The 13,403-nt window shown below is 64.2% G+C and carries 12 protein-coding genes and 1 tRNA gene; 7 read left to right on the top strand and 6 right to left on the bottom strand.

Going from position 1 to position 13,403, the window contains the following annotated elements; genetic code table 11:
• On the bottom strand, positions 1-1,257 hold a 1,257-nt coding region (locus VKP01_RS05390; RefSeq protein ID WP_324411003.1), incomplete at its 3' end, for a dihydroorotase.
• 162 nt (positions 1,258-1,419) lie between these two features.
• Here VKP01_RS05390 and VKP01_RS05385 point away from each other — a divergent pair.
• The 7 genes from VKP01_RS05385 to VKP01_RS05355 all read left to right on the top strand — a co-directional run bounded on the left by VKP01_RS05385 (position 1,420) and on the right by VKP01_RS05355 (position 6,743).
• A complete protein-coding gene (locus VKP01_RS05385; RefSeq protein ID WP_324411001.1) occupies positions 1,420-2,301 on the top strand; it encodes a folate-binding protein in 882 nt (293 codons plus the stop codon).
• A 98-nt stretch (positions 2,302-2,399) separates the two neighbouring features.
• Complete coding sequence (locus tag VKP01_RS05380) at positions 2,400-3,248, top strand: MipA/OmpV family protein (RefSeq protein ID WP_324410999.1); 849 nt, start codon at positions 2,400-2,402, stop codon at positions 3,246-3,248.
• A gap of 7 nt (positions 3,249-3,255) precedes the next feature.
• The gene (locus tag VKP01_RS05375; protein ID WP_324410997.1) at positions 3,256-3,888 is read left to right on the top strand and encodes a DNA-3-methyladenine glycosylase I; all 633 of its coding nucleotides are present in this window, start codon (positions 3,256-3,258) and stop codon (positions 3,886-3,888) included.
• Entirely contained in the window at positions 3,885-4,508 is a 624-nt protein-coding gene (locus VKP01_RS05370; RefSeq protein ID WP_324410995.1) for an HD family hydrolase, read from the top strand. Before VKP01_RS05375 ends, VKP01_RS05370 begins: the two co-directional genes overlap by 4 nt.
• A gap of 196 nt (positions 4,509-4,704) precedes the next feature.
• The gene (gene mnmA / locus VKP01_RS05365) at positions 4,705-5,892 is read left to right on the top strand and encodes a tRNA 2-thiouridine(34) synthase MnmA (protein WP_324410992.1); all 1,188 of its coding nucleotides are present in this window, start codon (positions 4,705-4,707) and stop codon (positions 5,890-5,892) included.
• Positions 5,893-5,923: 31 nt separating this feature from the next.
• Complete coding sequence (locus VKP01_RS05360) at positions 5,924-6,565, top strand: class I SAM-dependent methyltransferase (RefSeq protein WP_324410990.1); 642 nt, start codon at positions 5,924-5,926, stop codon at positions 6,563-6,565.
• 101 nt (positions 6,566-6,666) lie between these two features.
• Positions 6,667-6,743, top strand: a tRNA-Met gene (locus VKP01_RS05355).
• A 310-nt stretch (positions 6,744-7,053) separates the two neighbouring features.
• Here the strand turns inward: VKP01_RS05355 and VKP01_RS05350 are convergent.
• The 5 genes from VKP01_RS05350 to lepA all read right to left on the bottom strand — a co-directional run.
• Positions 7,054-8,061 (bottom strand): cytochrome d ubiquinol oxidase subunit II, encoded by a 1,008-nt coding sequence (locus VKP01_RS05350; RefSeq protein ID WP_324410988.1) that lies wholly within the window; start codon positions 8,059-8,061, stop codon positions 7,054-7,056.
• A gap of 114 nt (positions 8,062-8,175) precedes the next feature.
• Positions 8,176-9,570: a cytochrome ubiquinol oxidase subunit I gene (locus VKP01_RS05345; protein WP_324411005.1), complete on the bottom strand. Its 1,395-nt coding sequence runs from the start codon at positions 9,568-9,570 to the stop codon at positions 8,176-8,178.
• Complete coding sequence (locus VKP01_RS05340; protein WP_324410987.1) at positions 9,570-10,160, bottom strand: GbsR/MarR family transcriptional regulator; 591 nt, start codon at positions 10,158-10,160, stop codon at positions 9,570-9,572. The genes VKP01_RS05345 and VKP01_RS05340 overlap by 1 nt, the downstream gene beginning before the upstream one ends.
• A gap of 167 nt (positions 10,161-10,327) precedes the next feature.
• Positions 10,328-11,704 (bottom strand): aspartate aminotransferase family protein, encoded by a 1,377-nt coding sequence (locus VKP01_RS05335; protein ID WP_324410985.1) that lies wholly within the window; start codon positions 11,702-11,704, stop codon positions 10,328-10,330.
• A gap of 129 nt (positions 11,705-11,833) precedes the next feature.
• Positions 11,834-13,403 (bottom strand): translation elongation factor 4 (gene lepA, locus VKP01_RS05330; RefSeq protein ID WP_324410983.1); only part of this gene is annotated, 1,570 nt, incomplete at its 5' end.

Below are 13,403 nucleotides of genomic sequence, written 5' to 3'. Positions count from 1 at the left end.
CTTGCCGCGCACCATCGTGCCGACGGGCCAACCCGTGACCAAGACCCCGTCATAGGGCGTCCAGCCGCATTTCGAGGCGATCCAGTCATTGGTGATGGTCATCTGCTTCTTCAGGTCGACGATGGTGAAATCGGCGTCATAGCCGGCTGCAATACGCCCCTTGCGGGCAATGCCGAAAATGCGCTGGGGGCCCGCCGAGGTGAGATCGACGAAGCGCGTCAGCGAGAGCCGGCCCTTGTTGACGTGATCGAGCATCACCGGCACGAATGTCTGCACCCCGGTCATGCCCGAGGGCGTGTTCGGATAGGTGGCATTCTGCTTCTCTTCCAGCGTATGCGGGGCGTGGTCGGAGCCGAGCACATCGACGATGCCCTGGGTGAGACCGCGCCAGATGCCCTCGCGATGGCCCTCGTCGCGCACAGGCGGGTTCATCTGGGCAAGCGCGCCGAGGCGCTCATAGGCTTCCGGCGCGGTGAGCGTGAGATGGTTCGGCGTCACCTCCACGGTGGCGACGTCCTTGTGATCGACGAGAAAATCCATCTCCTGCTTCGTCGAGATATGCAGCACGTGGATCTTGGCGCCGGTCGCATGCGCGATGCGCACCAGCCGCTCGGTGCATTTCAGCGCGACTTCCGGCGAGCGCCAGACGGGATGCGAGCGCGGATCGCCTTCCACACGCAGGGGCTTGCGTTCACGCAGCATTTCCTCGTCTTCAGAATGGAAGGCCGAGCGCCGCCGGGTGCGTTTCAGAATCTCGGTGACGCCGCCATCATCCTCAACCAGCAGCGAGCCCGTCGAGGAGCCCATGAAGACCTTGATGCCCACGGCGCCAGGCAGGCGCTCGAGCTCGGGGATGTCCTTCGCGTTCTCATGCGTGCCGCCGACCCAGAAGCCGAAATCGCAATGCATGCGGTTCGTCGCACGGGCGATCTTGTCGGCCAGCGCTTCCGGTGTCGTCGTCTGGGGATTCGTATTGGGCATCTCGAATACGCTGGTGACGCCGCCCATCACCGCCGCGCGGGCGCCGGTTTCGAGATCTTCCTTGTGATCAAGGCCCGGCTCGCGGAAATGCACCTGGCTGTCGATCACACCGGGCAGGATATGGAGACCGGTGCAATCGATCACGCGCTCGGCTGAAGCTTGCGAGATATCGCCGATCTCGGCGATGCGGCCGGCGCGCACGCCGATATCGCGTATGCCCTCGCCATCGTGATTGACCACGCACCCGCCCTTGAGAATCAGATCGAAAACCGCCATCGCATGCCTCGCGTTTCCTTATCGCAGAATTGATTGCGCCTAGGGATGCGACAAAACCGTGGCATTGTCATCACCGGCATGCCTTGAGCGCACGGGTGCGTGGGTCTATCTCCAGCCAGAGCGGGGTTGCTCGCGGCCATTTTCCAGATACGGGAGCATGACATGCCTTTGGCGAGACTGGATGATCGCGCGGTTCTGCATGTCGCCGGTGAGGCGGCGCATGGCTTTCTCGACGGGCTGATCACCAGCGATGTGGACAATGCGCAACCGGGCAAGCCGATCTTCGCGGCGCTGCTCACGCCTCAGGGGAAGATCCTGTTCGATTTCTTCCTCCATGTCGCGCCCGAAGCGGAGGGCGGATTTTATCTCGATTGCCGGAGCGACATGCTTCCCGAACTCGCCAAACGGCTGAAATTCTATCGGCTGCGCGCCAAGGTGACGCTCGACGCGCGGCCCGACGATCTCGCCATCATCGCTGGCTGGGACGATGCGACGGTTCCAAAGACGGCACTTGCCGCAGGCCCCGACCCGCGCCTCGCCGCCCTTGGCTGGAGGGCGATCGCGACAGCGGGCGATGCGCCGGCGGGCGACGCGTCGGGCGATGATTACAAGGCCCATCGCATGGCGCATGGTATGCCCGAGGGCGGTTCGGACTACGCTTTCGGCGAGACCTTCCCGCACGAGGCGCTGATGGATCACAATGGCGGGGTGGATTTCACCAAGGGTTGCTACGTCGGCCAGGAGGTCGTTTCGCGCATGCAGCATCGCGGTACGGCGCGCACGCGTTTCGTTCCCGTGACGGCTTTGGCCGGTGCCTTGCCGGAGCCGGGCGTGGAGATCACCGCCGGGGGCAAGGTGGTCGGGACCTGCGTCAGCACGACGCAGGATCGTGCCATGGCGAAATTGCGGCTCGATCGGGTGGCTGATGCGCTGGAATCCGGAATTGCCCTCGAATCCGGTCAGGCGCGGCTTGCCTTGATTCAGCCCGATTGGCTGGGCATTTCCCTTCCGCGCGCCGCATCCGGGCTCGACAGCGAGCGGTAGCGGCGCTAGACGGAAGGGCCGTTAAGAATGTCTTGACCGTTTACGCGGCATTATCGTTACTCAGTCAGAGTTGCGTAACCATCGGATCAATGATGACCATGAATTCACGTTTTCAGCCGCTCAACCGCCACACCCTTTCCGGTGTGCTGCTCGGTGCAGGCCTTGCTGCGGGTGCTTGTGTCGTGTCGGCCACCTCCGCGCAGGCCCAGACGACCAATGTCTTCGCCGGCAGCTGGACCATGACGATCGGGGCACAAGCCCGCCTTCTGCCTCAATTCGAGGGCGCCAAAACCTATCGCGTGCGCCCCATGCCGATCTTCTCCATTCGCCGCACGGGCGCGCCGACCCGGTTCCGTGCGCCTGATGACGGCATACGCATCGGCCTCGTTGAGGTGGAGAATGTGCGCGTCGGCGCCGTGGGCAAGTTCCGCGGGCGTCGCGCTGAAAGTGACGCCGCCGCCCTCACGGGGCTCGGCAATGTCGGTTTCACGGCTGAGATCGGCGGCTTCGCAGAGATCTGGGCGAGCCAGAATTTCCGATTGAGCGCCGAGATGCGCCACGGAATTGGCGGCCATACCGGCGTTCTCGCGGATGTGGGGGCTGATCTCGTCATGCGTCCGGACACGCAATGGACGCTCTCGGTCGGTCCGCGCCTCTCCTGGGCGAATGCCGAATACAACCGTACCTATTTCGGCGTCAGCCGCGCGCAGCAGGCGGCCGGTTCGCGACTCGCGCTGTATTCGCCGGGCTCGGGAATCCGTGCTTTCGGCGTGATCGGCTCTGCCAGCTATGCCGTCACGCCTGACTGGACGGTCCGGGCCTTTGCCCGCTATGACCGCCTCGCCGGCGAAGTGCGCAAGTCGCCGCTGGTGCGCACGCATGGTTCGCCCAACCAGTTCTCCGCCGGCTTCGGTCTTTCCTATTCCTTCAGCGCCGATATGCGCTGAGCGGGCCATGGCGCCCGGTCCGTCACTGATTACCCACACGGACGGGCTGGCCCGTTGCTGGTGGCCGGGGCATGACCGGCTCTATGTCGGCTATCACGATACCGAATGGGGCGTGCCAGAGACCGATGGGCGGGCGCTGTTCGAGAAGCTCATTCTCGACGGTTTCCAGGCCGGGCTGTCCTGGATCACGATCCTGCGCAAACGCGAGGCCTTCCGTGCGGCCTTTGCCGGATTCGACCCGCAGGCCATTGCGCGCTTCGACGAGGCGCGCATCGGGGCGCTGATGAATGATGCCGGCATCGTGCGCAACCGCGCCAAGATCGTCGCTACCATTGCCGGGGCGCGCGCCTGGCTCGCCATCGAGGAGCGGGAGGGGTTTGCGCATTTCCTCTGGAAATTCGTCGATGGACGCCCGATGCAGCCGCAATACCAGACCCGTGAATCCGTACCGACGCAGAATGCACAATCGCAGGCCATCTCGCGTGCGCTGAAGGCGGAAGGGTTCGGTTTTTGCGGACCGACCATCATCTATGCCTTCATGCAGGCGGTGGGCATGACCAATGACCACCTCACGGGTTGCTTTCGTCATGCCGAATGCTCAGCGCTTGCCGATATCCGGATCAACGGAGCGTGCACATGAGCCGTCAATCATCCGCACATGCACCCGCGCGCGCCTGGCAACGGATGCTGTCCGGGCGGCGGCTTGATCTGCTCGATCCCTCGCCGCTGGATATCGAACTCGAAGACATCGCCCACGGCCTCGCCCGTGTCGCGCGCTGGAACGGGCAGACGCATGGCGTACACATCTTCTCGGTGGCCCAGCATTCGCTGCTGGTGGAGGCGGTCGCCGAGGATATGGCGCAGGCGCTGACGCCCGGTGAGCGACTCGGTATCCTTCTGCATGACGCGCCGGAATATGTAATCGGCGACATGATCTCACCCTTCAAGGCGGTGATCGGCGATACCTACAAGCAGGTCGAGGCGCGGCTGATGGGGGCAATCCGCCTGCATTTCGGCCTCTCCGCCACGCCCTCGCGGGCACTTGCCGCCTTGATGAAGCGCGCCGACGGCGCCGCCGCCTTCCACGAAGCCGTCCGGCTCGCCGGCTTCGCCGAGGAGGAAGCCGAGCGCTTCTTCGGCAAGCCCCGGACATTGTCTCCCGCGAGCGAGGAGTTGCTCGCGCCGCAGCCGATCGAGACGATGCAGCAGCGTTTCGCGCAGCGCATCATGGCCTTGCAGGATGCACGCGGCAGGCGTTGAGCGCGACAGAAGGTCGGCGCGGGCGGGCAGGGTGGCTGCCGCTCCTGCGGATCCGGTGCGAAGGGCTGGGTGCCCCGCATGAGACTGTGCGTGTTTCTCACGGCGATCGCCCGGCGGCGCTGGAAATCATGCGCCATCCCGTGTATTGAAACGCGCGGGGCGTGCCGTATCAATCGAACCATCTGACGAGGAGCCCATGCGCAACAGCCTGGATATCGCGAAGGAGCCGTCGCAGACGCGCGTCGTCGTGGCCATGTCGGGCGGTGTCGATTCCTCCGTCGTCGCCGCAATGATGCAGCGCGAGGGTTATGACGTCATCGGCATTACCCTGCAGCTCTACGATCATGGCGCCGCCGTGCATCGCAAGGGCGCCTGCTGCGCCGGGCAGGATATTCACGATGCCCGCCGCGTGGCGGAAATGCTCGGCATTCCGCATTACGTGCTTGATTACGAATCCCGCTTCCGCGAGGCGGTGATCGACAATTTCGCCGACAGTTATCTCGCCGGCGAGACGCCGATCCCCTGCGTCGAATGCAACCGCTCGATCAAGTTCAGGGATCTCCTTGCCACCGCGCAGGAACTCGGTGCGGATGTGCTCGCCACCGGGCATTACGTCGCGAGCCGCGCGCTGCCCGACGGCCGGCGGGCGCTCTACCGCGCGCTCGATCCGTCGCGCGACCAGAGCTATTTCCTCTATGCCACGACGCCCGAACAACTCGCCATGCTGCGCTTCCCGCTTGCCGAGCAGGAAAAGAGCGAGACCCGCGCGCTTGCCCGCGAGATCGGGCTGGTCGTGGCTGAAAAGGCCGACAGCCAGGATATCTGCTTCGTGCCCAACGGCAATTACGCCGATGTGATCGCCAAGCTGAAGCCGCATGCGGCGGAGCCGGGGGATATCGTCCATCTCGACGGGCGCGTTCTGGGCCGCCACGAGGGGATCATCCATTACACGGTCGGCCAGCGCCGGGGGCTCGGCATCGCCGTGGGCGAGCCGCTCTTCGTCGTGGCGCTTGATGCCGATCGCGGGCGCGTCATCGTTGGCCCGCGCGAGGCGCTTGCCACCCGCAAGATCATCCTGCGCGACGTCAACTGGCTCGGCGACACGCCGCTTTCCCAGATCGGCGAGACTGGTATCGAGATCTGCGCCCGCGTGCGCTCGACGCGCGCGCCCGGCCCCGCGATCCTGCGGATGAAGGACGGCGCGGCCGAGGTCGAGCTGCTCGTGGCCGAGGACGGGGTCTCCCCCGGCCAGGCCTGCGTGTTCTACGAGGGCGACGATCCCCGTGCGCGCGTGCTCGGCGGCGGCACCATCGCCACCCGTGTCGGCGCTCCGCGTCTCGACATGATCGGCGCAGAGCCCGCACGCAGGATCGGCGCCGTCTGAGCGGCATCGCACAAGAATCAACGGAAACACGATGGCGGTCGCCTACGATCTCGAAGGACAGAAACGCGCCTACAAGCGCTGGGCCCCGTATTACGACCGGGTCTATCACAAGCTTCTCGCCGACGCGCATGCGAAGACCGCACTCACCGCCGCGAAGTCGGGGCCGGACATCCTCGAGATCGGAGTCGGTACCGGTCTGGTGTTGCCCTGGTATCCGGAGGGTGCGCGGGTGATCGGCGTCGATCTCTCCTTCCACATGCTGGAGCGCGCCCGCGACAAGATGCTCTCGGGCGCCGCGCCACAGACGCGCCTCGTCGCCGCCATGGATGCCTGCCGGCTGGGTTTTGCCGATGAAAGCTTCGACGCGGTGGCCGTGCCCTTCGTGATCACCCTCGTGCCTGATCCCGAAGCCGCGCTCGACGAGGCGATGCGGGTGCTCAAGCCCGGCGGCGCGATCGTGATCTCCTCGAAACTCGGTTACGATACGGGTGCCATGGCGAAGATCGAGGAATGGGTGGCGCCGCTCATGAAGAAGGTGGGCTGGAGTTCGGCTTTTCGAATCGCGCGGATCAAGGCCTGGGCCGAGGCGCGCGGCGATGTGGAGGTGACCGAAATCGCGCCGCTTTTCCCCGCCGGCTGGTTCAAGCTGATGCGTCTGGTCAAGCGCAACTGAAAAACCGGAACTGGCCTCGCGGCCTCGCTTGACACCCCGCCCCGCGCTCCGTATATCCCCCCTGCCGATTACGCGCGTTGGCAACGTAAACCGCGCAACGGGGCGGAGTAGCTCAGCAGGTTAGAGCAGAGGAATCATAATCCTTGTGTCGGGGGTTCAAGTCCCTCCTCCGCTACCACTTTTTCCCGGGTCAGAAAAGCAAGTCAGATCAACAACTTGCGCAGAATCGGTTCCCCTCCCGTTTGTGACGTCTCATTGAGATGTATCAAAGGCAAAAAGCGGGAAACGGCGCTGCCTGACCAGGGTTGATGCGTCATGCGTCCCTCTTATCTCGCCCGCCATTCCGGTGGCCGCTATTACCTCCAGATGCGTGCCCGGGGCGTCGTCGCCGGTGAGCTCTCAATCCGGTTGATTCGTGCTAACCTGCTCAATCAGCGCATCGGCAGGCTGGTAATGCTCGCCGATGGCCAACGATACGATGGCGGTGCTCAGTAATAGCGCAGATCCTGTGTCTTGCCGGAGAAGATCCGGTAGATGAAGCTCGTATAGAGCCCGATCAGGGGCAGCACGATGCAGGCGCCGATGAACATGATCATCAGCGATTCATCGGCAGCGGCGGCCTCCCACACCGTCATCTGCTCGGGCACCACATAGGGGTAGAACGAATAGGCCAGCCCGTAGAAGGCGAGGAAGACCACGGCAATCGCTCCGGAAAACGGCGCCCAGCTCAGCTGGTCGGTATGGTTTGGCAGCACCTTCAGCACATGGTGCAGGGCGATGATCAGCGCTCCCGTGATCAGCGGGATCGGCGCGAGCATCAGAAGATAGGGCATGGCGAACCACTTCTCGAAGATGCGCTCGGAGACGAGCGGCGTGGCGATCGAGACGGCAGCGAGGCCGATGGCGCTCAGCCAGAGCGAAACCTTCGCCCAGCGCACGGCACGCGCCTGCAGCCTACCCTCGCTCCTTAGGATCAGCCAGCCCGCCCCGATGAAGGCATAGGCGGCAGCAAGCCCCACGGCGACGAGGCCCGCGAAGGCGACATTCACAAGCGTGCGTTCAAAGCCGAGGATATAGAGCCCCAGCATGTAGCCCTGCGACAGCGCGGTCAGCAACGACCCGCCGAAGAACGCGCGGTCCCACCAGACTTTCTGTTCAGGCGCGACCTTGGCGCGGAAATCAAACGCGACCCCGCGCAGGATCAGCCCGAGCAGCATCACCGCCACCGGCAGGTAGAGCGCCCCGAGAATGACGCCCTGCGCGAAGGGAAAGGCGACGAGCAGCAGCCCGACGGCCAGCACCAGCCAGGTCTCGTTGGCATCCCAGAACGGCCCGATCGAGGCGATCATCCTGTCCTTGTGCTGGTTGGTCAGCCCGGACAGGATTCCGACACCGAGATCATATCCGTCGAGGATGACATAGAGCAGGATCGACACGCCCATCAGCCCGACAAAGGCCACGGGCAACCAGGACTCACCTCCGAAGAATGCATCCATCTCGAGATCCTCTCAGATTTGTATTCGGGCATGGCGCCGCGATATGACGTGTGCACCCCACCCTTATTCCCTCCCCTGAGGGGAGGGAGATCTGGCGTGCGTTTCATGGAGCGCTCACTCCGCCGGAACCGGCCCGGCGATGCGAGCGCCGCCCTTCACGATGCTGGATTGCGCCGCCGTTGCCTGGCCGACCGTGGCCGACGCCCCGTCGCGGCGGGCGAGGTGGAACAGCGTCCAGATATAGGCCGCCGTCAACGCCGCGTAGATGGCGAGATACATGGCGAGCGTCGAGGCCACCATGCCGACCGGCGTCGTGGTGACAGCTTCCGCCGTGGTCAGCACGCCACTCACCAGCCAGGGCTGGCGTCCGATCTCGGTAACATACCAGCCGGCCACGGTGGCGACCCAGCCGGAGAAGGTCATGGCCACGAAGCCGCGCAGCATCCAGGGCGAGAGCGTGCCGCGACGATAGAGCTGGAAACTGCCGAACCAGGAAGCGACCAGCATCAGCATGCCGATACCGACCATGACCCGGAAGCCGAAGAAGACGGGCGCCACGGGCGGATGCGCGACAGTACCGTCTTCACGCACGAAGTCGTTGAGTCCCGGCACCACGCCGGCAGGATCATGCTTGAGGATCAGGCTGGCGCCGTTGGGGATCGCGATCTCGAAGCGGTTCTCGCGGGCATGCTCATCGGGCAGCGTGAAGAGCACGAGGGGGACGTTGCCGCGCGTCTCCCAGTTGCCCTCCATCGCGGCCACCTTGGCCGGCTGGTGCTCCAGCGTGTTGAGGCCATGCATGTCGCCGGCGAAGATCTGGGCCGGGATCAGCAGCGCGGCCATGACGACGCCGGTGCGCAGCGCCTTGCCCACGCCCTCCGAGCGGTCCTCGCGCAGCAGGCGATAGGCCGAGACGCCCGCGATCAGGAAGGCGGCGGTCAGGCCGGAGGCGAGCAGCATATGCGTCAGGCGATACGGCATGGAGGGGTTGAAGATCACCTCCGACCAGTCCGTCACGAACGCCACGCCGTCGCGCATCTCGAAGCCCTGGGGCGTGTGCATCCAGGAATTCAGGACGAGAATCCAGAAGGCCGACATGGTCGTGCCGAAGGCGACGAGTACCGTCGCCAGGGTATGGATGCGGTTCGAGACCCGGTTGAAGCCGAACAGCATCACCGCGAGGAAGGTCGCCTCAAGGAAAAATGCGGTCAGGATCTCGTAGGCGAGCAGCGGCCCGGCCACATTGCCCACGCTCTCCATGAAGCCCGGCCAGTTGGTGCCGAACTGGAAGGACATGGTCACACCCGAGACGACACCGAGCGCGAAGGTCAGCGCAAAGACCTTCACCCAGAATTTGTAGGCATCCATCCAGGCCATGTCGCCGGTGCGGTTGTAGCGCAGCTTGAAGAAGAGCAGCACCCAGCCGAGCGCGATGGTGATCGTCGGAAAGAGAATGTGGAAGGTGATATTCGCCCCGAACTGGATTCGGGACAGGATCAGAGTGTCCATCATCGTGAACGCTCCTCGTCATCGGGGGAGGGGGGATCATTGCGTTTGCCGGAAAAGCCGAGACGGTCCCGGAATTCCAGCACGCGCGAGATTTTCGAGCCGAGCTTCATGAGTTGCACCAGCCGCTCGGTCTCAATGGCGCGCATGTCTGCATACCAGTCGGTGAGCATGTCGATGAGATCGTGCATCTCGCGCATGCGCTCCTGTGCATGGCGCTCGAATTCGGATTCGGGGCGCTCCATCAGGGTTTCGCGCAGCAGCGAGAGCGTCGGATCGATCTCGCGCTTCTTGCGCTCCTCGATCAGCGTGCGCACGATCACCCAGATATCCTCGGGCGTGCCGAAATAGTCGCGGCGGTCGCCCGGCTTGTGGCGCAGGCGCACGAGGTTCCAGGCCTGGAGCTCCTTCAGCCCCATGCTCACATTGGATCGCGAAACACCCAGTGCCTCGACGATGTCGTCGGCATTGAGCGGTTCGGGGGAGACGAAGAGCAGCGCGTAGATCTGGCCGACGGTGCGGTTCACACCCCAGCGCGAGCCCATTTCTCCGAAATGCAGAACGAATGTCTGTACCAGCGGGGGAAGATTCATGGCCTTGTGCGTTTCACGCCTTTCCGGGATTTCAGTTATTTCTGAAATATCGGAACACGACGAAAAAAGCCCATGCGACCCGCTGTCGCTTTCCCGACGCATGCAGCGATGGCGTCGCGGGCGTGCCCGCGCGCCTCATGGACGTGGAGGTAGCGTCCCGGTGCCGCTCAGGTGAGACCTTCCCGCGTGACCCAGTCGAGCGTCTTGTCGAGGGCGCGTTCGAGCCGGTCGAACAGGGCGTCGATCTCTTCCTCGGTGATGATCAGCGGCGGGCAGAGCGCGATGCGGTCGCCGGCGAGCGAGCGCACGATCAGGCCTTCCTCCTGGGCGAAGGTCACGGTCTTCGCCGCGACGCCCTTCTTCGGATCGTATTGCCGCTTCGTTGCCTTGTCGGCCACGATCTCCATTCCGGCGATCAGGCCCATGCCGCGCGATTCGCCGATCAGCGGATGCTGTTCCAGCGCCGTGACGCGTTTCTGGAAATGCGGCGCGCGGGCACGCACCTTCCCGACGATATCCTCGCGCTGGTAGATCTCCAGCGTCTTGATCGCCACGGCGCATGAGACCGGGTGGCCGGAATAGGTGAAGCCGTGGCCAAACACGCCGATCTTGCGGCTCTCGTCCAGCATGGCCTGATAGATGTCCTCGTTGAGCATCACCGCGCCCAGCGGCGCATAGGCCGAGGTGATCGCCTTGGCGGCCGAGATGCTGTCGGGGCGGATATCGAGGGCGGTGGAGCCGAACATCTCGCCCAGACGCCCGAAGCCGCAGATCACCTCGTCGGCGATCATCAGCACATCGTAGCGTGCGAGCACTTCCTGGATCCTGGGGAAATACCCCGCCGGTGGCACCACGGCCCCGCCCGCGCCCATCACCGGCTCGGCAATGAAGGCGGCGACGGTATCCGGGCCCTCGCGCAGGATCTGTTCTTCCAGTTCGGCTGCGAGGCGGGTGGAGAATTCCTCCTCGCTCTCGCCCTCATGCGCAAACCGGTAATGGTGCGGGCAGGAGGTGTGCAGGATATTGGCGATGGGCAGATCGAAATCGGTATGGTTGGCCGGCAGTCCCGTCAGCGAGGCGGAGGCGACGGTGACGCCGTGATAGCCCTTGAGGCGGGCGATGATCTTCTTCTTCTGCGGGCGTCCGCGAGCGTTATTATAATACCAGACCAGCTTGACCTGGCTGTCATTGGCCTCCGAGCCCGACGAGGTGAAGAACACCTTCGAGACCGGCACCGGCGCGATCTCCTTCAGCTTCTCCGCGAGCTCGATCGCCGGATCGTGGCTGCGCCCGGAAAACAGGTGCTGGAAGGGCAGTTTGAGCATCTGCTCATAGGCTGCTTCGGCCAGTTCCCGATTCGAATAGCCGAGCGAGGTGCACCACAGACCGGCCATGCCCTCGAGATAGGGCTTGCCCTCGGTATCGTAGACCCAGACACCCTCGCCGCGCTCCAGGATGAGTGGTCCTGTGTCGCGAAAGGCCGCGAGCTGGGTATAGGGATGGATCAGGGTTTCGACATCGCGGGTGGCGAGATTGGACAGCACGGGAGCCTCCTTCGACTGAACGCATGAAGGGTACCCGGCTCGCGCGCGCATTCAATGGCGATTATCACGAAGGCACGTGCGATTCCGGGCACCGGTTGGTTCATGCGAAAGGCGCTGCTGCAATCGGCTTCAGCTGTCCATCTTGAGCGCGGCGATGAAGGCTTCCTGCGGGATCTCCACCTTGCCGAACTGGCGCATGCGCTTCTTGCCCGCCTTCTGCTTCTCGAGCAGCTTGCGCTTGCGGGTGGCGTCGCCGCCATAGCATTTGGCGGTCACGTCCTTGCGCAAGGCCCGGATGGTCTCGCGGGCGATGACCTTGCCGCCGATCGCCGCCTGGACGGGGATCTGGAACATGTGCGGCGGGATCAGCTCCTTGAGCTTCTCGCACATGGCCCGCCCGCGGCTCTCCGCCCGCGTGCGGTGGACCAGCATGGAGAGCGCATCCACCGGCTCGGCATTGACGAGGATCGACATCTTGACGAGATCCTCCTGCCGGTAATCCGTGATCTGGTAGTCGAAGGAGGCATAGCCCTTGGAGATCGATTTCAGCCTGTCGTAGAAATCGAAGACCACCTCGTTGAGCGGCAGGTCATAGACGACCATGGCGCGCTTGCCGACGTAATTGAGATCAATCTGCAGGCCGCGCCGCTCCTGGCAGAGCTTGAGCACGGCGCCGAGATATTCGTCGGGCGTCAGGATGGTGGCGCGAATCCAGGGCTCCTCGACATGCTCGATCTTCATCACGTCGGGCATGTCGGCGGGGTTGTGCAGTTCCTGCTCGGTGCCGTCACGCATGATCAGCCTGTAGACGACCGATGGTGCGGTCGAGATCAGGTCGAGATCGAATTCGCGCGAGAGCCGCTCCTGCACGATCTCCAGATGCAGCAATCCGAGGAAGCCGCAGCGGAAGCCGAAGCCGAGCGCGGCGGAGCTCTCCATCTCGAAGGAGAAGCTGGCATCGTTGAGCCGCAGGCGGCCCATGGCGTTGCGCAGATCGTCGAACTCGCCGGCATCGACCGGGAACAGGCCGCAGAACACCACCGGCTGCACGGGCTTGAAGCCCGGCAGCATCTGCGCGCAGGGGCGCTTCTCTTCCGTGATGGTATCGCCGACACGGGTATCGGCCACTTCCTTGATCGCGGCGGTGATGAAGCCCACTTCGCCCGGGGCAAGCTCCGCGACGTCGAATTTTTTGGGGCGAAACACGCCGACCTTGTCCACCGTGTAGCTGGCATCGGTGCCCATCATCTTGATGCCCATGCCTTTCTTGAGCACGCCATCCATGACGCGCACCAGCACGACCACGCCCAGATACGGATCGTACCAGCTATCGACCAGCATCGCCTTGAGAGGGGCCTTGCGATCACCCTTGGGCGGGGGCAGGCGGGTGACGATGGCTTCGAGCACGGCTTCGATATTCAGCCCGGTCTTGGCCGAGATCTCGACGGCATCCGAGGCGTCGAGGCCGATGACCTCCTCGATCTGCTCGCGTATCCGCGCCGGTTCGGCGGCGGGAAGATCGACCTTGTTGAGGATCGGGATGATCTCGTGATCCTGATCGAGCGCCTGGTAGACATTGGCCAGCGTCTGCGCCTCGACGCCCTGGCTGGCATCGACCACAAGGAGCGAGCCCTCGCAGGCCTGGAGCGAGCGCGAGACCTCGTAGGAGAAGTCCACATGGCCGGGCGTGTCCATCAGA

The organism is Saliniramus sp. (assembly GCF_035311605.1).
In the GTDB taxonomy this organism is placed as follows: Bacteria; Pseudomonadota; Alphaproteobacteria; order Rhizobiales; family Beijerinckiaceae; genus Saliniramus.
Note: the sequence above shows the minus strand (reverse complement) of the source record. Positions and strands in the feature narration are given on the sequence as shown.